This is a genomic window from Chishuiella sp., assembly GCF_032109125.1.
In the GTDB taxonomy this organism is placed as follows: Bacteria; Bacteroidota; Bacteroidia; order Flavobacteriales; family Weeksellaceae; genus Empedobacter.
Map to the genome: position 1 here is coordinate 71,648 of NZ_DAMCLZ010000003.1, position 25,814 is coordinate 97,461.

At 26.0% G+C, this 25,814-nt stretch carries 23 protein-coding genes; 12 read left to right on the top strand and 11 right to left on the bottom strand.

All coding sequences use genetic code 11. The annotated features are described in order from the left end of the window. Nucleotides 1-34: 34 nt before the first annotated feature. Complete coding sequence (locus tag RT575_RS04920) at nt 35-226, top strand: hypothetical protein (protein WP_313384713.1); 192 nt, start codon at nt 35-37, stop codon at nt 224-226. 75 nt (nt 227-301) lie between these two features. Here the strand turns inward: RT575_RS04920 and RT575_RS04925 are convergent, their stop codons facing one another. Together RT575_RS04925 and RT575_RS04930 are read right to left on the bottom strand one after the other, a co-directional pair. Then, nucleotides 302-1,684: an exopolysaccharide biosynthesis polyprenyl glycosylphosphotransferase gene (locus RT575_RS04925; RefSeq protein ID WP_313579266.1), complete on the bottom strand. Its 1,383-nt coding sequence runs from the start codon at nt 1,682-1,684 to the stop codon at nt 302-304. A gap of 40 nt (nt 1,685-1,724) precedes the next feature. Continuing rightward, on the bottom strand, nt 1,725-2,810 hold the full coding sequence (locus RT575_RS04930; protein ID WP_313579267.1) for a glycosyltransferase: 1,086 nt from the start codon (nt 2,808-2,810) through the stop codon (nt 1,725-1,727). A gap of 38 nt (nt 2,811-2,848) precedes the next feature. Between RT575_RS04930 and RT575_RS04935 the strand changes: the two genes are divergently transcribed. Beyond that, nucleotides 2,849-3,835 carry an NAD(P)-dependent oxidoreductase gene (locus RT575_RS04935; protein ID WP_313579269.1) on the top strand — a complete coding sequence of 329 codons (987 nt, stop codon included), beginning with the start codon at nt 2,849-2,851 and terminating at the stop codon, nt 3,833-3,835. Between the two features lie 4 nt (nt 3,836-3,839). On the opposite strand, the gene RT575_RS04940 is transcribed toward RT575_RS04935, so the two are convergent. From RT575_RS04940 to RT575_RS04970, 7 genes are read right to left on the bottom strand one after another with little or no spacing between them, the layout of a single operon-like run. Then, on the bottom strand, nt 3,840-5,102 hold the full coding sequence (locus RT575_RS04940; protein WP_313579271.1) for an O-antigen ligase family protein: 1,263 nt from the start codon (nt 5,100-5,102) through the stop codon (nt 3,840-3,842). Beyond that, nucleotides 5,077-6,138, bottom strand: coding sequence for a hypothetical protein (locus RT575_RS04945; protein WP_313579273.1), 1,062 nt, complete (start codon nt 6,136-6,138; stop codon nt 5,077-5,079). Before RT575_RS04945 ends, RT575_RS04940 begins: the two co-directional genes overlap by 26 nt. Further along, nucleotides 6,125-6,847 carry a glycosyltransferase gene (locus RT575_RS04950; RefSeq protein WP_313579275.1) on the bottom strand — a complete coding sequence of 241 codons (723 nt, stop codon included), beginning with the start codon at nt 6,845-6,847 and terminating at the stop codon, nt 6,125-6,127. The genes RT575_RS04945 and RT575_RS04950 overlap by 14 nt, the downstream gene beginning before the upstream one ends. 19 nt (nt 6,848-6,866) lie before the next feature. Next, nucleotides 6,867-7,730, bottom strand: a complete 864-nt coding sequence (locus RT575_RS04955; RefSeq protein ID WP_313579277.1) for a glycosyltransferase family A protein — start codon at nt 7,728-7,730, stop codon at nt 6,867-6,869. Nucleotides 7,731-7,732: 2 nt separating this feature from the next. Further along, nucleotides 7,733-8,689 carry a hypothetical protein gene (locus tag RT575_RS04960; RefSeq protein ID WP_313579279.1) on the bottom strand — a complete coding sequence of 319 codons (957 nt, stop codon included), beginning with the start codon at nt 8,687-8,689 and terminating at the stop codon, nt 7,733-7,735. A gap of 1 nt (nt 8,690) precedes the next feature. Beyond that, entirely contained in the window at nt 8,691-9,539 is an 849-nt protein-coding gene (locus RT575_RS04965) for a glycosyltransferase family 2 protein (RefSeq protein ID WP_313579281.1), read from the bottom strand. A gap of 1 nt (nt 9,540) precedes the next feature. Beyond that, complete coding sequence (locus RT575_RS04970; RefSeq protein WP_313579283.1) at nt 9,541-10,995, bottom strand: flippase; 1,455 nt, start codon at nt 10,993-10,995, stop codon at nt 9,541-9,543. A gap of 162 nt (nt 10,996-11,157) precedes the next feature. On the opposite strand from RT575_RS04970, the gene RT575_RS04975 reads away from it, so the two are divergent. The 9 genes from RT575_RS04975 (at nt 11,158) to RT575_RS05015 (ending at nt 22,438) form a co-directional block, all read left to right on the top strand. Beyond that, complete coding sequence (locus RT575_RS04975) at nt 11,158-11,754, top strand: thymidine kinase (protein ID WP_313374675.1); 597 nt, start codon at nt 11,158-11,160, stop codon at nt 11,752-11,754. Further along, the gene (locus tag RT575_RS04980) at nt 11,741-14,206 is read left to right on the top strand and encodes a bifunctional UDP-N-acetylmuramoyl-tripeptide:D-alanyl-D-alanine ligase/alanine racemase (protein ID WP_313579285.1); all 2,466 of its coding nucleotides are present in this window, start codon (nt 11,741-11,743) and stop codon (nt 14,204-14,206) included. Before RT575_RS04975 ends, RT575_RS04980 begins: the two co-directional genes overlap by 14 nt. 144 nt (nt 14,207-14,350) lie before the next feature. Continuing rightward, nucleotides 14,351-16,552 carry a patatin-like phospholipase family protein gene (locus tag RT575_RS04985; protein ID WP_313579287.1) on the top strand — a complete coding sequence of 734 codons (2,202 nt, stop codon included), beginning with the start codon at nt 14,351-14,353 and terminating at the stop codon, nt 16,550-16,552. A gap of 4 nt (nt 16,553-16,556) precedes the next feature. Beyond that, complete coding sequence (gene ybeY, locus RT575_RS04990) at nt 16,557-16,982, top strand: rRNA maturation RNase YbeY (protein WP_313579289.1); 426 nt, start codon at nt 16,557-16,559, stop codon at nt 16,980-16,982. 51 nt (nt 16,983-17,033) lie between these two features. Further along, nucleotides 17,034-18,905, top strand: a complete 1,872-nt coding sequence (mnmG, locus tag RT575_RS04995) for a tRNA uridine-5-carboxymethylaminomethyl(34) synthesis enzyme MnmG (RefSeq protein ID WP_313579290.1) — start codon at nt 17,034-17,036, stop codon at nt 18,903-18,905. 1 nt (nt 18,906) lies between these two features. Next, the gene (locus tag RT575_RS05000) at nt 18,907-19,800 is read left to right on the top strand and encodes a class I SAM-dependent methyltransferase (RefSeq protein WP_313579292.1); all 894 of its coding nucleotides are present in this window, start codon (nt 18,907-18,909) and stop codon (nt 19,798-19,800) included. Nucleotides 19,801-19,926: 126 nt separating this feature from the next. After that, complete coding sequence (locus RT575_RS05005; RefSeq protein ID WP_291073191.1) at nt 19,927-20,442, top strand: lipocalin family protein; 516 nt, start codon at nt 19,927-19,929, stop codon at nt 20,440-20,442. A 26-nt stretch (nt 20,443-20,468) separates the two neighbouring features. Then, the gene (locus RT575_RS05010) at nt 20,469-21,167 is read left to right on the top strand and encodes an OmpA family protein (protein ID WP_313579294.1); all 699 of its coding nucleotides are present in this window, start codon (nt 20,469-20,471) and stop codon (nt 21,165-21,167) included. Nucleotides 21,168-21,340: 173 nt separating this feature from the next. Next, nucleotides 21,341-22,438: a pectate lyase gene (locus RT575_RS05015; protein WP_313579296.1), complete on the top strand. Its 1,098-nt coding sequence runs from the start codon at nt 21,341-21,343 to the stop codon at nt 22,436-22,438. Nucleotides 22,439-22,533: 95 nt separating this feature from the next. On the opposite strand, the gene RT575_RS05020 is transcribed toward RT575_RS05015, so the two are convergent. Both RT575_RS05020 and RT575_RS05025 read right to left on the bottom strand, forming a co-directional pair. Beyond that, entirely contained in the window at nt 22,534-23,631 is a 1,098-nt protein-coding gene (locus RT575_RS05020) for a hypothetical protein (RefSeq protein WP_313579298.1), read from the bottom strand. A gap of 292 nt (nt 23,632-23,923) precedes the next feature. Further along, nucleotides 23,924-24,637 carry a pirin family protein gene (locus RT575_RS05025; RefSeq protein ID WP_313579300.1) on the bottom strand — a complete coding sequence of 238 codons (714 nt, stop codon included), beginning with the start codon at nt 24,635-24,637 and terminating at the stop codon, nt 23,924-23,926. A gap of 189 nt (nt 24,638-24,826) precedes the next feature. Here RT575_RS05025 and RT575_RS05030 point away from each other — a divergent pair, with 189 nt between their 5' ends. Continuing rightward, complete coding sequence (locus RT575_RS05030) at nt 24,827-25,663, top strand: carboxypeptidase-like regulatory domain-containing protein (protein ID WP_313579302.1); 837 nt, start codon at nt 24,827-24,829, stop codon at nt 25,661-25,663. The last annotated feature ends 151 nt before the right edge of the window (nt 25,664-25,814 follow it).

Sequence of the window (25,814 nt, forward strand, 5' to 3'; positions counted from 1 at the left end):
TAACTTTGATGCAAATTAAGAAATAAAGTAGAATATGGGAATTATAACTGACTTATTTTTTGCTATTGGTAATATTTGCAAATGGACATTTGAGCATTTATTATCTCCTATTGGAGTTATTTTCGGATGGGCATTCACATTCGTTTTAATAGGTATGCTAGCTTGGTGGCTTAAAAAATTAGCAAGTTTTGGTAATGATCCGGAGAAAAAATATGATGAAATTTAATTTTGTATAAAAAAATATATTTTCGAATCATTTCGAAAACCCTTTGTAAAAGTTTATAAAGGGTTTTTTAATTTTTTATATTGCATTTTCATCACCTTTAATAACAAGCTCTATTGTTTGATAAATAATTTGTATATCTAAAAGTAGAGACCAATTTCTAACATAAAAAATATCTATTCTAACACGGTCTTCCATATCTTTATCACAATCTATAGCGCCTCTGAAACCTTTTATTTGAGATAAACCAGTTATACCAGGTTTTACATAATATCTTAAATTATAAGTTTCTATTATTTCACTATAATGATTATCTTGATAAACCATATGAGGTCTAGGACCAACGATAGACATTTCACCTTTTAAAACATTGATGAATTGAGGAAGCTCGTCTAAACTTGTTTTTCTTAGAAACTTTCCAATTTTTGTAATTCTCATATCGTTTAATGTAGTAGATTTAATGGAATTTGTACCATCATTTTTCATAGTTCTAAATTTATAACATGAGAAAACTTTACCATTAAGTCCTTTTCTTTCTTGTTTAAAAAAAATATTACCCTTTGAGTCTATTTTTATTAAAAGTGCAATTATAGGAAATATCCAACTTAAAAGAAATATAAAAACCAAGACTGAAAAAGAAATATCAAAAATTGATTTGATTATTTGATTATTAACTTTTTCTAAACGATATTTTTTCATTTTGAAAACAGGTAATGTATCTATATATTCAACTTCTAAACTCATTAAATAGTTATCTAAAGAGTAGGGAATATAATTAACTTTGATATGATTACGTTCGCAATAGTTTAGTATTTCAACTTCATAAAATTTATTTTCTACTCCTGATTGAGAGATAAATACTTCTTTAATTTTATTATTTATAATAGAATTAATTACTGTTTCTATTGTAGAGTTTTTTTGATCTTCAAAAACTTTATATCCAAAATGCTTTCTATGATTTAAAATAGATTTTAATTTATTCGAATTGTTATTTTCACCAATGATCAAAATATTTTTTAAATCTATACCTTTATTATACTTATATCTTTTAAGATAAAAAATAAATAATCTGGTAATAAATAAGTATAAAAAAATTAAAATTATAAATATTAAAGACAGTTTTGTAGATAATAAATCAGTTTCTTTAAGGCCGGATATTGTTGTTATTATGATATAAAATCCTATGCTTTGATAAATTATTTTTTTTACTAATTCTCTAAAATAAACAATACGCTTTTCTTTATAAATTTTTACATAATCAGCTATTACATACCAAGAAATAATAATTAAAAAATAAGCCTTATAATGAGCATCTATAAGTTGAGAAAATGTAGGGGTAAATTTTTCATTACTAAAAAAACTGTATTGTAGTTTTAAAAAAAAATAAAATAAAATAGATATAAATATATAATCAAAAATGATTAAAAATATTTTTTGCTCATGTATTTTTTTAGGTAACATTTTAGTTGATTGTTGAATATTTACAAATTTATTACAAATATTATTTTTTAAGTAGTAATAAATATAAATTAATTAATTTGTGCATATTTTTTTCTTGATTAAATAACTCTGACACTCTATTAAATGAAGATTCTCCCATTTCATTTAAATTTTTTGAAGTAATTTCAATTGATTTTTTAAAATCATCTATTGTATTACAAATGTATCCATTTACACCTTGTTCTACGGTTATTAAATTTCCTTCAATATTATTAGATATTATTGGTTTTTTTAATGCCATAGCTTCTAAAATATTAAATGGTAAACCTTCCCAAAGGGATGTAGATAAAAATATATCAAATGTATTTAATATTTCTATACACTCTTTATGATTTTTCCATCCAGTTATATAGATATTAGCTTCTGTTAATTCACTTGCTAGTTCACCTTCACCTATCCAATAAAAATCATATTCAGGCAAAGCTTTAGCAATTAGGTTAAATAATTTTGGATTTTTATCAATTGATACACGACCCGAATTTCCAATTCTTATTTTTTTTCTATTTTCTGTACTAACAAATTTTAAGTTTGATAGATAGTTAATATCTACTCCATTAAAAACTACTTTCGCATTTTTTTTATCAATTTTTTTTGCCATCTCAAATTCTTGTTCACCACAAGCAATAATTTGAACTGGAAGAATTAATTGAATTATTTTTTCTATAGCAAAAAATATTTTCTTTTTATTCGCAGAAATATCTTCTCTTACAAAAGAGTAACCATGTGGAGTATAAATAATTTTTTTCTTTAACCCAAAAGCAGCTAATCTTCCTAAAATTCCTGCTTTTGAAGAATGTAAATGAATTAAATCGGGATTTATTTCTTTAATCTTTTTTCTTATTTTAACTACCGATTGAAAATCTTCTTTTGGAGAAATTTCTCTTTTCATCGAAATTTCATGTAAAATAATTTTAGATGAAAAGTCTTTTGGGATATGATCAATTTTTGTTTCTACTCTATCAGTGCTATAAATAATATGAATTTCAAAATCATCATTATTTTGTAAATAATTACATATTTGTTTTATATATGTGTATACCCCACTAACAAATGTTTCAGATATATGTAATAATTTAATTTTTTCCATAAACAAATATATATTATTTTTGAGTATAAAAACAAATAATGAAAACTGCATTTATATTCGGAGGTTCAGGTTATATAGCATATTTTTTAGTGAATAGATTTATAGAAACTAATAGGTTTGCTAAAGTTATTTTATTGGATATTAAAGAACCTAAATATTTTAAAAAATTACCAAAAAGTGTTGAATTTGTTTTTTGTGATGTTAGAAATCAAATAAATCTAGATATTATAAATGATTCAGAAGAATCTTGGATATTTAACTTTGCTGCTATTCATAGAGAACCTGGACATGAAAGAAAAGAATATTTTGATACTAATTTAAATGGTGCTGAAAATATAAATGAATTTGCTGAAAACAATAAAATTAACAATATTTTCTTTACAAGTAGTATTGCTCCTTATGGAAAATCTAAAGAAGAGTGTAATGAAAATTCATTGATTTATGCAGAAACTCCTTATGGAATTTCTAAAGGTTTAGCTGAAAAAATTCATCAAATATGGTTAGCTAAAAACAATAGTAGAAGATTGATTATTGTAAGACCAAGTGTTATTTATGGTCCACATGATCCAGGAAATATATATAGAACAATCAAAGCTCTTAAAAAAGGGTCTTTTATGTTACCTGATGGAGGAAATATTATAAAAGCTTATGGATATGTGTATGGTTTAGTTGATAGTATTTTATTTACAATGGAAAAAAATCAAAGCTTAATTTTATATAATTATGCTGAAAATCCTATATTAAATTTAAAGGATTTAACGACTGCTATAAAAGAAGAATTTGAATATAAGAAACCGACTTTTAGTGTACCAGTAAGTTTTTTAGTATTTATTTCTGGAGTATTACAAATTGGTTTTAAATTAATTGGTAAAAAATCTGATATACACCCTGTTAGAGTTAGAAAAGCAGCTTTTCCTACTAATATAAAACCAAATTATTTGATAGAAAATGGTTTTGATTTCAAATATGGTTTAAGAGAATCTTTAAAACATTGGAAAACAATAGCACCAGAAGACTTTAAGTAATTAATTATGACTTATTATTTTTTAAATAATAAGTCATAATTAGACAAAACCAAATTGAGCTAAAAACTATTCCACTAAATAAAATTAGATAATCATCGAATAGATTAGAAAATAAAAAATTTAATGTAAATACAAAACCAATTATATTTTTAGATATAATTGATATTCTATATATATATATAAAATAAAATACTAAAGCAACAAATCCTACAACTCCAAAACGCAATAAATAATCAAGAAATTGATTATGTACTGGGAATTCATATTTGGATAAAAACTTTTGATTTGATTCTTTGTAATAGTTAAATAATGCATTTTTTGCATTCGCCGATCCATATCCTGTAATAGTATTCTTTTTGGCAACTTCAATTGTAGATTGCCATATTGTTACTCTTGTAACAAGTGCATTATGTAATACGCCATCAGGATTTTCGACTTCATCTAATTTTCCTATTTTATCCATATTAGAGAAAGTTACGCTAGAATATTTTTCTTTCATGTAAGGATTTGATATAAATGCAATGATTAAAATACTTGAAGTAATAATTAAAAATCCGATAATAATATAAATACTTTTTTCTCTATATTTTTTATACGCAAATGTTATTACCATGATAAAAGAGCATACAATAATGCTACCTAATGATAATCGAGTATTTACTATCACTAATTCAAATGTACTTAATAGTAATAAAATACTATTTAAAAATATATTTTTTAAAAAATTATTTAATAAAAAATATAAATTTAACAATACAATAAAGGCAAGTTGCATATTAACAGTTGGAGCATGGTTACCAAAACTATTGGTAATAACATATCCCATTTCCCAAAGTTCATGTCCAAGCATGTATTTTTGTACAAAATCAGGGAAAATAAAAGCAAAACGTATAAGTAATATAATAATTAGTATAGTTGTAATTTTTCTGTATTTATCTGCTATATAATAGAAGTTATAGGCTTTATAGTTTGATAAAATGAAAAGAGGAAATATCAGGAAAGATAAATTTTTTTCGATCGGTTTAAATAGTTTAGCAGAGCCTATATCATTCCATATAAATAAAATTTCTAATAAAAAAGGTATAGCAACTATCACATAATATTTAATATTTTTTTTATCAAAAGATAAATAGCTGTAATTAATAATATTAAAACCAGCAAAAATAAAAATTAGAGCAGTAGAAACTGATCTAAAGAATATTGTGGATAAGATAAGTATGATTAACCAATTATTAATTTGGTTAAATTTTTCTTTTGAAATCATCATAATAAAATAAATAATAGATAAGTGGTAAAATCCCAATTTTGTGTCTTATTGCTGAACCCAAATCTGGTTCAAAAATTCCTTGTATAATAAAGTAAGATAATAGTATGCACATCAACCATAATTCTTTTTTTCTATTAGGAAATTCTTCCAATAAATATCCAAATCTAACAATAATTATCCAAGTCATAAATAGCTGCCAAATTACAAAGGCTATAACTTGGGGTTTATAGAAGAAGCTTAAAGCATTTATAGGAAAATTAACTGTTATAAACCCATATACTGTTGCAAACGCTTCTGTAAATATATTTGTGATAGGAATTGGAGATACAATCATTGTATCAGCATTTGCATCTCCTTCATTTAATCTTAGCTTATTAATATTTTCTCTTGTTACTTGAGATAAAAAATCTCCTTTTGCTATTTTATAAGTTAATGAAAATAGCAGAATAACACTTATCCCTAATAAAATAGATAGAATCCAACGATTTTTAAATCTAATTTTAGTTATTAAATAAATTGCTAAAGATATAAATGGTATAAATGAAAAATAGGGTCTAAATAAAAAGCCAAACAGAAAAAAGTACAAACTAGAAATTAAGATTGCTATACCGACAGAAATGTAATTTGATTGAAAAATATAGACTATAAACGCTATAAAAATAAATGTAATAAATTCTTTTGTAGGTTGACCTATAAAGATGGCCATCATTAAAAAAGCTAAGTATATTAAAAAATTTTTAATAGATAATTGTGAAAATTTTTCAGGAATTCCTGTTTTATAAATTATAAGAAATAAAATCGTTAATTGAATTATAGCAATTATACTATATGGTAATTTATAAATACCTGTTGAGTAGTAAATTAAAATTGTAAGTCCATAACTACCATTAAAAACCCCTATTTCATTATATGGATCAGTAATTATATGTATACTATCAGGATAAAATTTATCAGGGAGAATGTAAGGGCATACAATTCCCAGTAAGAAACAAATAATAATTAGTGTAAAAAAAATAAATCTACTATTTTTTAACATAATCTATAATCTTTCTTGTTAAATCAAAACCGATAATTTTAATTAAAATAGTTTTAAAAATCTGAATAACTTGATGATTTAAAGATGTCCATGATTGAGAAAAATGGTGAATAGAATATGTATTTTCAGTTATATTAATTTTTTTTGTATCAAAAATTTTTGGAGAAAAATAATCTCTTGGATAAATTGTTAATTTTTCATCATAATTGTCAATACCTCTATCAGTAATTATATTTTTTTCTTTTAAATAATTTGTAATTACAACAACATTTGGAGTAACATCAATTTTATCACTATCTAAAATAAATTTTTTAGTTTTATAGATTTGTAATATTTCAGAAATAAACTCAGAATTAGGTTCTGATCCTATTACAGATGTACCAATCATTCTAAAATCTTCATAACCAATAAAAGCTTTCTGATTAAGCAAATCATCAAAACTCTTTAAAACTTCAACATCTGTGTCTAAATATATCCCTCCATGTTTGGCTAAAACAAATAATCTACAAAAATCCGAAACGAAAGCATATTTTTTTTTCTGATATGCCTCTCTCGAAAATTCAAATTCATTGTAATTGAAATTATCCTCATTCCACATTTTTATTTCATAATCTGGTAGATATTTTTTCCAAGTTTCAATATAATTTTTAACTTCTTCAGATAAAGGGTTAGTACCAAACCAGCAAAAATGAATTATTTTAGGGATCATAATTATTTAAAATTGTGAATTAATTTTTAATTTTAGTTTTTATTGCATGAATAAAAAAATTGATAGGTCCTTTTACTCCTAGAAATAAAAAATATTTTTTATATAATTTCCATATATCATTAAGTTTTTCATGACCCAAAAAACCTAATAAAATTGTATGACAAATCAATCTTTGATAGTATTTTTTTTGAATATTATTTTCAATTGAATTTAAATCTAAATTATATATATGTGTGTGTGCTAAATCATGATTTCTTCCAATAGCACTATTTTCAGCTTCTACATGATAGAGAGATGTTATCTCTGAAAAAAAATAAAATTTCTCTTGTTTTCCTAATGTTTCCCAAACTCTTGTGTCTTCACCTTTTGAGATATTTTCATTAAAAAAAGTATTTGGAAATTTTTTTTTATTGAACATAATAGAAGAGCTGTGTGTAGCAAAATTTATCTCTAAACTAACTTCAAAAAAATCATAAAGTCCACTTTTTTTCACATGGTATTTATTTAAAAATGTTCCATGTTTATCTACTTTTGCATACCCTGATGAACATACATTTATTTCACTATTTGCATTTATATAATTATAAAAATTTAATAAATGATTTTCTGACCAACAATCATCAGCATCAATTAAAGCAACCCAATCATATTTAGCTTCTTTTATACCTAAATTTCTTGCTGATGAGACTCCTCCATTAATTTTATTAATTATTTTAATTCTTTCATCAGTAAAATTTTGATTAATAACATCAACACTTTTATCTGTAGAACCATCATTAATAATTAAAACTTCAAAATTTTTAAATTTTTGATTTAATACAGAAGTTAACATTTTACTAATACTAAGTTCTTTATTATACAGAGGGATTACGACAGAAATCATATTTATTTTTTTAATTCTAATCGGTTGTATTTATTATAAAATCTCTTAAAAAGATTAAAAATTATAAAAATACTAACTAGTATAAGTGGATATATAATTTTTGTATTGTAATATAATTTTTCTTTAAACTCTTTATTATATGTAATATCTATAGGAAAAATAATTTTAGATGATGTTATTAATTTATTATCAATCATTAATATGTCATCTACATATTGACTTTTTAAATTTATTACATCATTCAAACTTTGATAAGTATTTACATTAAGTTGTCCTTTAGTATTATCGAAGTTATTTGATCCTAGATTATTTAAAATTAAATTAATTTGCTCAATTGATTTAGTTAATTGTATTCTATTTTCTTTTAGATTATCTATTTCTATTTTTTGTTTCTTTAAATAATATGAAGAATTATTAAGTTTATTTAATAAAAAATCTATAGATTCTTTGGAGTATTTTTCATCTGTTGTTGAAATTGTAATCAGAAATGATGTATTGAAATTTTTAAATTCTTCTTTTTTTATAAAATCTTCAAACTTTACTCCACTTTCTGATAAAGTTTTAAAGAAATCACGATTTTTAGAATTATTAAAATAAGAATTTATATCTAAAATTGGTGTAACTTCTATTCTAATAATATTATTTAATAATTTTTTCTCTTTATCATTTTTAGTTGTTAAATTTTTGTAATTTTTAGAGATAGAATACAAATACTCTGTACTGTTAAAATTTGGTACAACAACTATATCACTTCTAAATGACTTTTGTAAAGTTTTTTCTAATACTACACTTATTAATAATCCTAAAATTATAAGACCAATAAAGATAAATATGTTTTTTATAAAAAATCGAATTGATTTAAAAATAAAAAATCCTAAACTGTCAAACATTGATTTAATTTTTTTTAATAAATAAATCAAATCAATTTCTTGATTAGTTGATAAATTGTTTTTTTCCATTTTACTTATTAATATTTTTAAAAAGTTTATTTTTTAACTCAGCTCTTCTGTCATTTAATTTATCAAAAAAGTCAGCAAATCTATATAATTTATTATTTGTTTTTTTGTAATATAATTTTTTACTTTCTTCCATCCATTTCTTTTTATTGATTGAGCTTTTAGTTTGTGATCCTCCCTCAAAATGGATTATTTTTACATAAGGTAATACATAAAATTTATATCCTAAATCACTTAGTCTATGTGAAAGTTCCGTTTCTTCATAATACATAAAAAAATCTTCATCAAAACCATTCAATTTATCAAAGATTTTTTTAGATATAAAAAAATCAGCACCAGTTATAAAACCATTAATACTTATTGGATGTTTAGAAAAAGAGTAATACAATTGATTTTTGTATAGAATTCTAGTAAAAATATTAAAACAAAATTCATTGAAAGATAAAATAAGACTTGGACGTAAATGATGAAATGACATATTAGGCTTTAAATCTTTTGTTAATAAATTACCACCACAAACACCAGCATTAGGTGTTTTTTCCATGAATGTAAAAAATTCATATATAGCATTGTCAAGTAGTAGTGTGTCAGAATTTAGTAAAAAAAGATATTTTCCTATTGCATATTTATTACCTAAATTATTTCCAGCTCCAAAACCTGCGTTTTTTTCACTAAGAATTAATTTAATCTTAGGAAATATAGTTTTCAAATTTTCTATTGATCTATCTGGAGAATTATTATCAACAACAATAACTTCAAAATCAATAAATTTAGTTTTTTCATAGATAGTTTTTATACACTCTATAACAAGTTGTGTTGTATTATAATTAACAATTATTATTGAAACGTCCATTTTATTTTTTTATTAAGTAATTTTTAATTTTATTTTTATTCTCTATTAGAATTGACTCCTTTACAAGATATAAAAATGATAAATAAATAATACAAGAAAAAGAAGAAATTAACCCAATTGTAAATAAAGTATTTTTATTATTAAAGAATACTATAAATAAATACATTAATATTCCTCCAATAAAGTAATAAGTATTATTAAAGCTAAAGAAATTAATTTTTAATAATTGTTTTTTTGTCATAATAATCATTATAATAACTGCTAAAAATTCTACTATTAGGTTTACCCAAGCTGTTGCCAAATGAAAATACTTAGGGATAAAAATTATATTCAGAACAATGCTTATAATAGCAGTAATGAATACGACCAATGTGTAAAGTCTTTCTTCACCTTGAGGATATAAAACCATAAATGCAAGAAAATATGCTAAACCTATAATTACAACAAGTGGTGATAGTATTTTCATAGGGATTATTGAACCTAAAAACTCTTTACCAGCCATTAATTCTATAATATAATCTGAAAAACTAAAAAATATGACGGAAATTGGAATAGATATAAATAAAATGTACTTTAATGTTTTTTCTAAATATGTATTATAAGATTTAAAATCTTTCTTTTCATATAAATTTGATAAACGTGGTAACATTACTGAACCAAGTGTTGTAATAAATAATATTGCAAATCTTATAAGTTTATTTGAGGTTGAATATAAACCAACGTATTTATCTCCAACTAAATAACCTAATAAAGTGTTGTCCATTTGTACATAAATACTTACAGATATTGTTGCTAGAAAAATTGTTAGAATACCTTTTAAATGCTTTTTAATATTTAGATCCTTAAATTTAATCAATGTTAAATTGATAAACTTTTTTATATAGAAAAAATTGAAAATATTAGACCCAGCAGTTGAAAATGTCATAATTGCAGCATATGTCAAAACATCATTTTCAGTTTTTACTAATAAAAATAAAAGAGTAAGAGTTATAGCTTTTATAATTATAAATCGTACAGTAATATATAATTGATCTTCTATCCCTTGAAAAAACCATTCAACTCCTATATTAGTTAAAAATATTAATGGACTAATTAATATAAGTATCTCTTTATAATTGTTTAACGAATTAATATTAAAAATTAAAAAAAATAATAGTAAATAGGATATAATTGTAGTTAATAAAAGTATTGATATTAATTCAAAAAAAACTTTGGTTCTAATTAATTCATTATCTCTAACTCTTGCTATTTCTCTTATTCCATACATAGGAATTCCCAAAGAAGAAAAAAGTACAAAATACGTTATTATAGAATTAGCATATTCATACTTTCCTACAGCATCTACTCCCAAAGTTTTATTAACATATTGGAAAACTAATAAACCAATTAGTGTTGATAAAACTGTTCGCGTAATATTTAAGATGTAGTTTACTTTAAGTGTTTTTACTTTAAGCATTATTTAGTTTAAGTTAGTTTTTAATTTAACCACAAAAATAATCTTTTATTATGAATAACCGTTATTAATTATTTTTTTTAGAATTATATCATATATATAATGTGTACAAAAAAACTATTTCATTAAATTTGCTCATACATTTTATAATTAAACTTTACACTTATGTTCCTCGAAAATACCTTTAATCATCAACAAAAAAGTGGTTGGATAGAAGTTATCTGTGGCTCAATGTTTTCTGGTAAAACCGAAGAACTTATCCGTCGTTTAAAAAGAGCTGAATTTGCAAAGCAACGCGTAGAGATTTTTAAACCTACTGTTGATACGCGTTATGCAGAAAGAGAAGTTGTTTCACATAATCAAAATTCTATTAATTCTACACCTGTAGAATATTCATCTGCAATATTATTATTAGCTGATGATTGTGATGTAGTAGGAATTGATGAAGCTCAATTTTTTGATGAAGGAATTGTAGAAGTTGCGAATGAATTGGCAAATCAAGGTAAACGTGTAATTGTTGCTGGTTTAGATATGGATTTTAAAGGTCGACCTTTTGGTCCAATGCCTAACCTTCTTGCAACTGCAGAATATATTACAAAAGTGCATGCTATTTGTGTTCGTACAGGAGGATTAGCAAATTATTCTCATAGAAAAATAGATAGTGATCGTTTAGTCGAACTTGGAGAAACATCAGAATATGAACCATTAAGTCGTGCTGCTTTTTGGGAAGAATTAAAAAAACATAAACTTGAAAAATTATAGCCTAAATCAAATATCTAGTATTGTCAATGGAAATCTAATTGGCGATGGAGAGCAAATCATTCATCAAATTTTTTTTGATTCAAGAATGATTATTAATCCTATCAATGGAATCTTTTTTGCTTTTCATCACAATCAAAAAGATGGTCATAAATATATACAAGATGCATTTGATAAAGGTATTCGTAATTTTATTGTAGATAATTCTTTTAAAGAATTTGATAAAGCAAATTTTATAAAAGTTGATAATCCATTAGTTGCTTTGCAGCAATGGGCAAAGTATCATCGTGAGCAATTTAATTTTCCAATAATTGGAATTACAGGTTCCAATGGTAAAACAATCGTTAAAGAATGGTTGAACCAATTATTATGGAAAAAATTTCATATTGTTCGTAGCCCTAAAAGTTACAATTCTCAATTTGGTGCTGCTATTTCTATATTACAAATAGAGCAGAATAATAATTTAGGGATTTTTGAAGCTGGAATTTCTCAACTAAATGAAATGGATAATCTGCAAAAAATTATTCAGCCAACGATTGGTGTTCTTACAAATATTGGAATAGCTCATTTGGAAAATTTTAAAAGTAGAGATGAACTGATTCAAGAAAAGCTAAAGTTATTTTATGGTGTTGATAAACTTGTTTATATGATTGATGATGATAAAATTCATCAATCAATAATAAAAAATAAAAAACTGTCTGATATTAATAAAATAACTTATGGTTATTCAGATCTAGCCGATGTTAAAATTTTAGAAGTATCAGGGAAACAATCAAATACTGAAATTTCTATTTTACATAATCAAGAAATTTTCACTTACTCTATTCCTTTTTTAGATGATGCTTCTATTAAAAATAGTTTAATTTGTTTAGCAACATTAATTAGTTTAAATATTGATTATAAGTTGTTTAAAAAAGAATTTAGTGAGCTTTTACCAATAGAAATGAGATTGGAAATTAAAGAGGCAATCAACAATTCTATTTTAATTAATGATACATTCAATTCTGACTTAAATTCCTTGAAAATAGGTTTAAATGTTCTTAATCAGCAACCAAAAGAAAAAAAATCACTTGTTTTAACTGATATTTTACAAAGTAACTTATCAGATTCAGAATTATATAATCAAACTGCAGATTTAGTTAATCCATATCATTTTGACGAAATTGTTTTGATAGGTGAGAAAATATCCATGTTCAAAAATTTATTTCAATCCTATGTACGTTCATATAATTCTACGGATGAATTTCTAGAACAATTTAAACATCAAAATGTAGATAACGAAGCAATTTTATTAAAAGGAGCTCGACCTTTCAAGTTAGAGAAAATTTCGAATGAATTAGAGACTCGTTCAAATGATTCAGTTTTAGAAATCAATTTACAACATCTTATAGAAAATATAAGTGTTTACCGTTCTTTATTAAAACCAACTACAAAGCTAATGTGTATGGTAAAAGCAAATAGTTACGGAACTGGAAGTTTTGAGGTAGCAAATGCTTTACAAAATAATGGTGTTGATTTTCTTGGTGTCGCAATAGCAGATGAAGGTAAAGAATTAAGAGAAGCTGGTATTACGATTCCTATTGTGGTTATGAATCCTGAACAAAATAGTTATTCAACAGTTATTGATTATCAATTAGAACCAGAAATCTACAGTTTGCGTGTTCTAAAGTTATTTATTCAGAAATTACAAGAAAAACAAATCTCAACAGCTTATCCAATCCATCTCAAAATGGAAACAGGAATGAATCGTTTAGGTTTTCATGAAGACGATTTTGATGAACTTATCCATATTCTTAAAAATAATTCTCAAGTTTATATTCGTTCCATTTTCACTCATTTGGCTACAGCAGATATGCCTGAAGAAAAAGAATATGCAAAATATCAATTAAGTAGGTTTGATAATAGTTATGATATTATCACTAAAGCATTAAATATTCAACCAATAAAACATGCTCTAAATTCTCCTGGCATTGTTGCTTATGGTGAACATCAGTATGATATGGTTCGTTTAGGTATTGGGATGTATGGCTATTCAGAATATACTGATTTTATGAATAAATACCTAAAACCAGTTGTGAGATTTAAAACAGTTATTTCTCAAATATCTACAATTGAAAAAGGTGAAACTGTTAGCTATGGTAGGAAATTTACTGCTGAAAGAGAAACTAAAATTGCAACTTTACCAGTGGGCTATGCAGACGGTATTCGTAGGTCTTTAGGTTATGGTAAAGGCAAAGTTGGTATTCATGGAAAATTAGCAATCATTACAGGAACTATTTGCATGGATATGATGATGGTAAATGTTACAGATATCAATTGTAAAGAAGGAGATGAAGTAACTATTTTTGGAGATTTTCCAACTTTGGCAGATGTTACAACATGGTTAGGAACAATTCCTTATGAAGTTTTAACTTCTGTATCCCATCGTATCAAACGTGTTTATTATAAAGAATAATTAGACAATTCCTTCGGACGAGGTTTTTCATTTCAATCTTTGCTTGTCTCAAAGAGTTTTTATTACAATCTAAATTTTAGATTATAATATAAATAAGATTGGTATTATAAATGCTTATCTTTATTTTTTCAATCTGTATAAGATATGTATAAGTTTCTTCCAATTTATTTTCTTTTTTCACTTTTTGTTTTTTCTCAAGAAACAAAGGAAAATTCTTCTCGTCCAAAAGTTGGTGTTGTACTTAGTGGTGGTGGTGCAAAAGGCTATGCGCACGTTGGAGCTCTCAAGGCTATAGAAGAGGCTGGAATCAAAATTGATTATATTGGAGGTACAAGTATGGGAGCTATTATTGGAGGATTATATGCGGCAGGTTATAGTCCAGATGAATTAGAAAAAATAATGCATCAATTAGATATTTCTTCACTTATTACCCAAAATAAAGATAGAGCTGAAATTCCATTTTTTGATAAATCATATAAAGAAAAATATATTCTAGAACTACCTTTTGATAATTTTAAATTAACAATTCCTAATGCTTTTTCTAAAGGTCAAGGTCCTTTGGATTTATTAACTTATTTATTTCGTCCAGTACATGGAATAGATGATTTTAATCAACTTCCTACGCCATTTTTTTGCATAGGTACTAATATAGAAACTGGACAAGAAAAAATTTTCCATTCTGGTTTTTTACCACGAGTTGTTCTAGCTTCTGCTGCTTATCCAACGATGTTAGATCCTGTAAGTATAGATGGGCAATTATATGTTGATGGAGGAGTTGTGAATAACTTCCCTGTTAAAGAAATCAAAGACATGGGGGCAGATATTATTATTGGTGTTGAATTAGGAGATGGTTTATTAAAAAGAGATGAATTGAATTCTGCAATTGATATTCTTAGTCAAATTATGACTATGAGTATCGTCAAAAAAACCGATGAACAGAAAAAAATGGTTAATGTTCTAATAAAACCTGATTTAAAAAAATATTCTGTTACTAGTTTTGATGATGTTGAACCTATTTACAAAAAAGGTTATGAAGCATCCGAAAAAGTATTTGATCAATTAAAAGAAATTGCTAAAATTCAAAATGATCATTCTGTAAAAAGAAAAGAGATTAAGTTGGATGATTATGCTTTGGTAAAAAAAATAAATATAGAAGGTTTAAAGAATTATAATGATAATTATATTGAAGGTAAATTGGGTATTCGCCCTCCAGAATTAATAAAATATGACGATTTGAAATTAGGAATCAATCGACTTTATGCTTCAGGAAACTTTAATAATATTACATATAAAATTTCTGAATTAGATGATAATGAAAATCTTTTGACCTTAAAAGTAGAAGAAAATAAGAATAAACAATCAATACGTTTTGGTTTACATTATGATGATCTTTTTAAGACAGGTTTACTGTTAAATTTTACTTCTAAAAATTTATTATTAAAAAATTCAACACTTTCTGCTGATCTTGTTGTGGGTGATTTTATGAGATATAATCTAAACTATTATATAGACAATGGTTATTTACCTAGTTTAGGATTTAATTCTTATTCATATAATTTTGATAAAGAAATTAATTTAAATAAACTTCTTGACAATTCAAACTACAACAGAGTTAATTATAATTTTCGAGAATATATTAATCAATTATATGTTCAGTCTACAATAAAAGAGAAATTTGCTATAGGAATTGGTCTAGAACATCAATATACAAATGTTTTTACTAATAATTATTTAGAAGATAATAAAGAAATTTCTTCTAAAACAGAAGGTTTCTTTTGGAAAGGTTATGGGTATATTAAAGCTGATAATCGAAATAACGCGAACTATGCTAGAAGTGGTGTTAAATTTGATGGAACTTTTAAATATATATTTGATTCTAATATTGATAATTTCGAAACTAATTATTTATTGGAAGGAAATTTAGAAGCAAACTTTCCTTTAAATAATTTCCTAAGTTACAGATTTACTGCTAACTTTGGAACCTTTTTTAATGGTAATGTAACGACTCCTCAAAAATTTTATTTAGGAGGTTATACAGAGCAACATTTTTTAAATTATACTAAGTTCTATGGTTTACCATTTGGTTCTGCAATTGGAGATAATAAATTAATTTTTGGTTCTCAAATTCAAGCCAAAGTTTTAAGAAATCATTACACAAGTTTATTTATTAATGTAGCTAATATAACTGATCGATTTGAACAATTAAGTTTAACTGATTACAAGTATCTCGGTTATGGAGTTACTTATGGTTATGATAGTCCTTTGGGACCTATTAATTTTATTTGGAGTTATTCGCCATATACTAAGAAAGGGTTATTTAATTTAAGTTTAGGATATTGGTTTTAAAACTATGATAGAATTATTTTATGAAACAGATTTTGAGTTACACGAATCTCAAAATTGGATAGATTGGATCGTAGAAAGTATGAAAAATGAAGGTAAAAATATAGAAGAGTTAAACTATATTTTTTGTGATGATGAATACTTATTACAAATTAATCGTCAATATTTGGATCATGATTACTACACAGATGTTATAGGATTTGATAATTCTATAGAAGATGATTTAATGGGAGATATCTTTATTAGTGTCGAAAGAATAAAAGATAATTCAATACAAAATAATGTATCATTCGAAAATGAATTAGCACGTGTTGTTATTCATGGAATATTACATTTTGCTGGATACATGGATAAAGATCCTGAGGATAAAACTTTAATGACTTCTAAAGAAGATTATTATTTAAGTACATTTAGTTTACTAAAAAATCAATAATGTTTCACGTGGAACATTATTATTTATTACAATTTTAAGTTAAAAATAAAGATGATATTTCAATCAGAATATGATGTTATTGTAGTTGGTGGAGGACATGCTGGAGCAGAAGCTACAGCAGCAGCAGCTAACTTAGGAGCAAAAACATTGTTAGTTACAATGAATCTTCAAAGCATTGGACAAATGTCTTGTAATCCTGCAATGGGTGGAATTGCAAAAGGGCAAATTGTTCGAGAAATTGATGCTTTAGGAGGTTATTCAGGTATTATAACTGATAAAACAATGATTCAATTTAAAATGTTGAATCAATCTAAAGGTCCTGCAATGTGGTCTCCAAGAGCACAATCAGACCGTATGCGTTTTGCAGAAGAATGGAGACTTTCTTTAGAAAGAACCGAGAACGTTGACTTTTTTCAAGATATGGTTAAAAGTCTAATCATAGAAAATGGAAAAGTTTGTGGTGTAAATACTGCAATGGGAATGAGTATTCGTTCTAAAGCTGTAGTTTTAACAAATGGGACTTTCTTAAATGGTTTAATCCATATTGGTGACAAGCAATTTGGTGGTGGACGTATGGGAGAAGGTGCTGCATTTGGTATTACTGAACAATTAGTTGATTTAGGTTTCGAAGCAGGAAGAATGAAAACAGGTACACCACCAAGAATTGATGGACGTTCTATTGATTATTCTAAAATGATTGAGCAGCCTGGTGATGAAAATCCTTCGAAATTTTCGTATTCGAATACTCCAAAGTTAACTAAGCAACGTTCTTGTTGGATTACTTACACAAACCAAGAAGTTCATGATTTATTAAGAGAAGGTTTCGATCGTTCACCAATGTTTAATGGAACAATCAAATCTACAGGGCCAAGATATTGTCCTTCTATTGAGGATAAAATAAATCGTTTTGCTGATAAAGATCGTCATCAAATTTTTGCTGAACCAGAAGGTTGGGATACTGTTGAATATTACATTAATGGATTCTCAACTTCATTGCCAGATGATGTACAAGCAAAAGCTTTGCGCTCTATACCTGGATTTGAATATGCAAAAATTTTTAGACCAGGATATGCTATAGAATATGATTATTTTCCACCTACACAATTAAAACATACTTTAGAAACTAAGATTATAGAAAATTTATATTGTGCAGGACAAATTAATGGTACCACTGGATATGAAGAGGCAGCTTCTCAAGGTCTGATGGCTGGAATTAATGCAGCATTAAAAATACAAGATAAAGATCCATTTATATTAAATAGAAATGAAGCTTATATAGGTGTTTTAATTGATGATTTAATTACTAAAGGTACTGAAGAGCCATATAGAATGTTTACATCAAGAGCTGAGTATAGAATTTTATTAAGACAAGATAATGCAGACGAACGTTTAACTCGTAAGGGATTTGATATTGGTCTTGCATCTGAAGATCGATTGAGAAGAATGGAAGAAAAATTTGATAAAGCCGAAAAGCTTGTTAATTATTTTGAAGAAAATTCGATTAAACCTCATGAGATTAATGAGGTAATAGAAGAGCGTGAAGGAACATCTCTTAAGCAGCCTAATAAAATGATTTCTGTGATCACTAGACCAGAATTAAAGCTTTCTGATTTTACTAAATTAGAAAGAGTTAAGCAGTTTATTGAAAGTAATAATTATGACCAAGAGGAGTTAGAACAAACAGAAATTCAAATCAAGTATAAAGGTTATATTAAGAAAGAACAACAAAATGCAGATAAATTACATCGCTTAGAGAATCTAAAAATTCCTGCGAATATTGATTATAATGATTTTGTTTCTATGTCTATAGAAGCTCGTCAAAAGCTTACTAAAATAAAACCTGCTACTGTAGCACAAGCATCACGAATAAGTGGTGTTTCTCCAGCAGATATTAGTGTATTATTAATTTACATGGGTAGATAAAATGAAAAATGTTCCACGTGAAACATATACAGAAAATCCTTCTTATGAAGGATTTTCTGGTATTAAGAAATTAGATTTAAAAGATTATTTTTTAACACAAGAAGAATTTGAATTATTTCAAGATTCAGATACGGGGCTTCTATATACAGTTCCCCAGCCATTAGATTCTTTAGGTAAATATTACGAAAGTGAAAATTATATCTCTCATACGGATAGTAAAAAAACTATTTTCGAAAGATTTTATCAGATTGCAAAATCTATTAATTTAAATAATAAACTTAATTTGATAAATGAAGTATCCAAGGGGAAAAAGATGTTAGATTATGGTTGCGGAGTTGGAGATTATCTTGAATTTATGCAGAAGAATGGATATGATGTATTAGGAATGGAACCGAATGAGGCAGCTCGAAAAATAGCACAAACGAAGATCGGTCAATTAAAAGTAATATCAACAGAATTAAAAAATATTAATGAAAAATTCGATATAATTACATTATGGCATGTTTTGGAACATATCCCTAATTTAAATGAGATTATTGGAGAATTAAAAAATCATTTAACGGATAATGGAGTATTAATAATTGCCGTTCCCAATCATCAATCATATGATGCTAAATATTATGGTAAATATTGGGCAGCTTATGATGTACCAAGACATCTTTGGCACTTCTCTGATAAAAGTATGAGTAATTTACTTAGTAACTTTGGTATGAAAATTGATAAGATTAGTCCAATGAAACTTGACGCATTTTATGTGAGTTTACTTTCAGAGAAATACAAGGGAAATAAATTTGGTTACTTTAATGCAATAAAAGTTGCTTTAAAGTCAAATTATTTAGCTAAAAATAATGGACAGTATTCATCTTTAATCTATATTATTAAAGCTGAAAATTAAAATAAGCGTTTTTAAAGAATGATTATCTAATCAGATGTATTAGAAGTCGTTTTTTTTCTAAAACTTTATTAAATCTAATTTATAGAAGCCGTTTTTTAAGATTAATAATAGATAAAATAAATAGCTATGAAAAAAAGTATTTTATTATTTGGGATATGCGCTTCAGCATTTTTAACTTCTTGTGCATCTACAACCGTTGCAAAACAAGAAATACAAACAGGTAAAGAAGTGAGAGGTGCATGGACTTTGACAAATGTAGACTACCAAGGTTTAACAACCAACGAGGTACAAGGTAATGTAAAAGTTACTGTTGCAGTTGCGAAAGTTTTTGACACAGCAAACCCAGAATGTTATGAAGGTTCTACATGGAACTTAGTTCAAAACAACAAAAAAGGAACATATACATTTAATAACGCTGGCGGAGATTGCCCTTCAGGAACAGCAAATATTATTTGGGATTTACAACAAGATGGTTCTACAACTTACTTTATCTTCAAAGATGTAACCGGAATCAAAGCAAAACAAAATACAGCAGGATATAAAATGCGTGTAGATTATGTTGATGCAAATTCGATGAAATTGGTACAAGATATCAATGCAAACGGAAAAATTGCACAAGTGATTTATAACTTCGTACGTTAATCAACAATTTAAAAAACTTAGAAATTATGAAAAAAATAAATACTAAAATAGCCGCAATTGTATTAGGAGGATCATTTATGATGTCTTCTTGTACAGCTGTACAAAATGCAAATAATACACAAAAAGGTGCTGGTATTGGTGCTGTAGCTGGTGGTGTTATTGGAGGAATCTTAGGTAATAATATCGGTAAAGGTGGTAACACTGCTTTAGGTGCTGTAATTGGTGCTGCTGTAGGTGGAGCTGCTGGTGGTGTTATTGGTAACAACATGGATAAACAAGCGCAAAAAATTGAGCAAGTTTTACCAGGTGCAGAAGTTGTAAGAACGGAAGAAGGGATTAACTTAATTTTAGATGAAAACTCTAAAGTTACTTTTGATTACAACAAAGCTTCTTTAACTGCTGTTGCTAAATCTAACTTAGATAAATTAGTAGAAGTTTTCAATGAATATCCTGATACAGATTTATTAATCGTTGGGCACACTGATAACGTAGGTTCTCAATCTTATAATAAACCACTTTCTGAACAAAGAGCACAATCTGTAAAAGATTATTTAATTTCGAAAGGAATTGCATCTTCTCGTCTAACATCTACTGGAAAAGGTATAGAAGATCCAATTGCTGATAATAGTACTGCTGAAGGTCGTGCTAAAAATAGACGTGTAGAAGTTACTATTACAGCTAACGAAAAAATGAAAGCTGACGCACAAAAAGAAGCAAATAAATAAGATGTATTTCTATAATATAATTTAAATGGAGTTCTATTGAGCTCCATTTTTTATTTAATTCTTTTATTATAAAGGATTTATTGTAAAATATTTTTTTATACTAATTTTTAGTAAAATATTAATCAATTTTAAACGTTTAAACGAATAATTATAACTTTAAAAATTCATTTAATATGAAACTAAAAACAACTTTAATTACTTTACTAATTGCTTTTGGATACACTTTGACAAGCTGTAATCAAGATGATTTAAAATCAGATTCTATTTCGGGAGATTATTCTTCAAATTCACTTTTAGCAAAAACTGATAGTTCTTCTGATTGTATTGCTCCTGGTTGGGCATCTCTTAATGGAGGAACAACAGGAGGAGGAAATGCTTCAGAAACGATTGTTACTACTTATGCTCAACTAAAAGCTGCAATAGAAAATAAATCTGTAAAAGTTGTTCGAGTTAAAGGAACAATTAAGATTACAACAAGGTTGTCTTTGAAAGACCAAAGTGGAAAAACAATTTATGGAGAAAGTGGAGCAAAATTAGTTTCAACAGATCAAACAAAAGATGGATCAGGAATAATTAATATTAAAAATAGTAGTAATCTTATTATTAGAAATCTTATTTTCGAAGGACCTGGTGCTTATGATACTGATGGTTGGGATAATGCTATTTTAGATAATTGTACGAATGTTTGGGTTGATCATTGCGAATTTAAAGATGGTGTTGATGGTAATTTTGATATTAAGAATAAATCAAATTATATAACGGTATCTTATACTAAATTTCATTACGAAAAAACTCCTAAAGCTGGAGGTCCTGGAGGTACAGATGATCATAGATTTTCTGATTTAATAGGTTCAAGTGATAGTGCTACTGGAGATCAAGGTAAATTAAAAATAACTTTTGCTAGATGTTGGTGGGGAGAAGGATGTAAAGAAAGAATGCCTAGAGTTAGATTTGGTCAAGTTCATATGGTTAATAATTATTATAATAGTACCGTTAGTAACAAATGTATTGCTGCTGGATACAAAGCAGATATTTATGTTGATGGAAATGTATTTGAAAATGTAAAAGAACCAATCAGTTTAATGAATGGATATACCGCTATAACTGTTACTAATAATAATAGTTTTATTAACGTAAAAGGAAATACAAAAGGAAAAAATACTTCTTTCCTTCCACCCTACTCTATTTCTACTTTAGCATTATCTTCAGTAAAGTCTGATGTAACTAAAAATGCAGGTGCAACTGTAGGTGGGAATATTTGTAAATTTTAATAATTCACAACTCATATATAAAAAAACCGAAAGATTTCTTTCGGTTTTTTTTATATTAAATACGTTTTAATTAAGATATTATGTTAAATTAAATCTTATTTAAAACCAACAATAAATAACTTATTATTGATATTTTCTAAAGTCAATTGATATGTTGCAGAGCTATTATCTTTTAAATTAACCTCTACTCCAACCAAAGTGATTTTTTCATCAGCATCCAAAATACTTGTACTTTTTATGGTTGCTTGTTCTAAACTTTTTAAAGTTGTATTAGAAGAAAATTTTTGGAAAGTAGTCCAATCATTATTTCTTGTTAATGCAAAAGCTCCTGAATAATTCTTTTTAGAGATATTACTGATAAATCGATTAGATAATGATTTTGCCATTTCCGCATCTTTATTAACTGCTTTAGTATTTGCGTTTGCTATTGCAATAGAATCTGAAGCTTGATCTAAACCTAATAAATCAAGAGGAATTGTTATTGATTTTCTACTTGTTAAATATCTTTCAGGATTTTGAATTCTTACAGCAATGTCTAACGTTTCATTTTTTAGTTTAGAAGCATCAAGAGAAGAATAATTAATAGTAATTAAATTATTACGGTATAAATCTGATGATGAAGATGGATTTATTGTTGATCTGAAACTATAAACTATATTTCCAGAATTAAATACATCTATTGTTGCTGTAACAGGTTCATTAAGTTGTGTTTCTTGCCCTTGTGCATTATAGAAAAATGGAGTTAAAGAAATGTTTTTTTCATCTTGATTGATACTAAAATCGAAACGCTGAATATCAGAATTAGGATCTGTAATTGTATTTTCTTCTACTTGTTGATCAGCTAATTTAGGAATACCATTTACTAAAGGAACTTGATTTCTGTTCCATGTAAATTTATTTTCTAATGCTATTTTTTCTGCTAAATCAAAAACTTCATCAACAGATTTTCCATTCAATAATTCGCGAACAGTTGCCCAACGAGATTCATCGCTAACATCGCGATTTGTTTTATATTCAAAAACTATTTGTAATGCCTCTTTAAATTTGTCTTGTTGTAAAAGAGGTAAAGATTTAGAAATTTCATCTACAGTTTCGCTGAAAGTTTGAGCAGAAGTAGAATCGATTTCTATTTTATCATTTTTACAACTCACTATCATTAATGCTAATGAAGCGATGATCAATAAACGTTTCATATTGTACTAATTAACACGTTTTTTTGTTAAACGTTATAAGTAGTAAATATACTAAAATCTTAAATATTTTTTATAAAAAAACAGATATCCAAAAATTAGATACCTGCTTTTAACTATAAAACAATTAAAAAATTCTAAATAATCCTACACATTGCTTTCGCAATAGCGATTGCAGTGGAAATCCTTTTTAGATTGGTGCATTTTAATATTCTATGAATGATCAATCTAAAAAGATTGGGAACGATAAAGCGCGCCCGAAGGGATTGCTCTAGCAAAATGTTAGTTTATATTCTTATGTATTCATCGGAATTTCGATCAACATAATATTTGTATTTTTTGAAGCTAGAAAAGAAATTTCTTCTATATTTTCAATTTCTACAACATCTCTACGTTGAAGTTTATTTCCTTCAAATTCTATTTCTCCTTCTACAACCATAAGGAAAATACCATTATTTTTCCCTTTTAGATGATAAGTTTCTTTTGTACTTTCTGTATATCGACCTAAAGAAATCCAAGCGTCTTGATGTATCCAAACTCCTTGATCATCTGGATTTGGAGATAAAACCTGATACAATTTGTTTGTTTTTGCCACATCTTTTATTGACAATTGTTGATAACGTGGTTCTACATTTCTTTTATTTGGAATAATCCATATTTGGAAAAAGTGACCTTCTTGTTTTTCATAAGCATTCATTTCGCTATGGTAAACACCAGTACCAGCACTCATAACTTGTATATCTCCAGCCTCGATAATAGAGCCTGTTCCCATAGAATCTTGATGAGAAATACCTCCTTTGGTTGGAATTGTGATAATTTCCATATTATCATGCGGATGTTTACCAAAGCCCATTCCTCCAGAAATAATATCATCATTTACAACTCTTAAAGCTCCGAAATGGATACGATTTGGATCATAGTAATTTGCAAAACTGTACGAATGTTTAGTATTTAACCATCCGTGGTCTGCTCCTCCTCTAGCATCTGATTTATATACTTGAAATTTCATGACTTATAATTTTATTACAAATTTAGTTTGCAATGAATTGTCATACATTGATGTGTGTTAATTAATATATTAGTACATTAGTTTTTTGTAGAAAAGTTGCTTGTATCTATATATTTATTTAAAGAAGTTTTCTACGTTATTTATAAAACTGTTTAAAAATAAGATATTATTACCCTAAAAAAATAAACTATGAAATATCGATTAACTTTATTATTAATTTTTTTGTTTTTAATTAATGTAAATTCTCAAATAATCTCGGGTAAAATTTTAAATAAAGCTGGTGAATTAGTTTCAAACGCTAGAATTGGTATTGAAAATACTGAAATAGGAGATATTAGTAATAATGACGGAACTTTTAAATTAAATCTAGATAATATTAATAAAAATGAACTTCTTAAAGTTTATATAAATGAATATAAACCTTACCATGTAAGAATTGATGATTTTATTAATTCCAATCATAATATAATTCTGGATGAAAAAACTATAGAGCTTAAAACTGTTAATGTTCATTCTAAAAAGTATAAATTTAAAAACTTTGGAACTAAAAATAATAGTTGGGCATATTGTGGTTATAATACCGAAAAATTTCCTGAAAAAATTTTTCAAGAATATGCTATAAAAATTAAAAATAAAAAAAGATTAAAAGTTAATAAGATAAATCTTCATATTTTATCTATTGATGCTAAAGATACAATTACCATTTATTTTGATTTACAGAACGCAACCAATGGATTCCCAGATGATTTAAAATCATTAAGTGAAAATACACTACAATTAAATTTTACCAAAAATGAAATAATTGATAATAAAGTTTCACTTGATGTATCTAAACAAAATATCTGGACAAATGAGGATTTTTTCGTTTTGTTCAGAATTAATGAAGACTTCAAAGGTCAAATTTATTTTGGAGGTAATGTTTTTGCATTTTCAAAAGAAACTTTTTATAGAAATTATTTTGGTAATTGGAAGAAGTTCTCAGCTGGAGAACCTTCTATTAACGTTGATGTAAAAATTGAAAAATAAGAAGGATGCCCGTAATTTTTTTGATCTTTTTTGTAAAATTGATGATCTTGTAAAAGATAGAGTACAAAGAAAACATGAATAATTGTTACTAATAAATAGTCTATAAAAAAACTCTAATTATCTCTATAATTTAGGAATTTGTTTTAGAGCA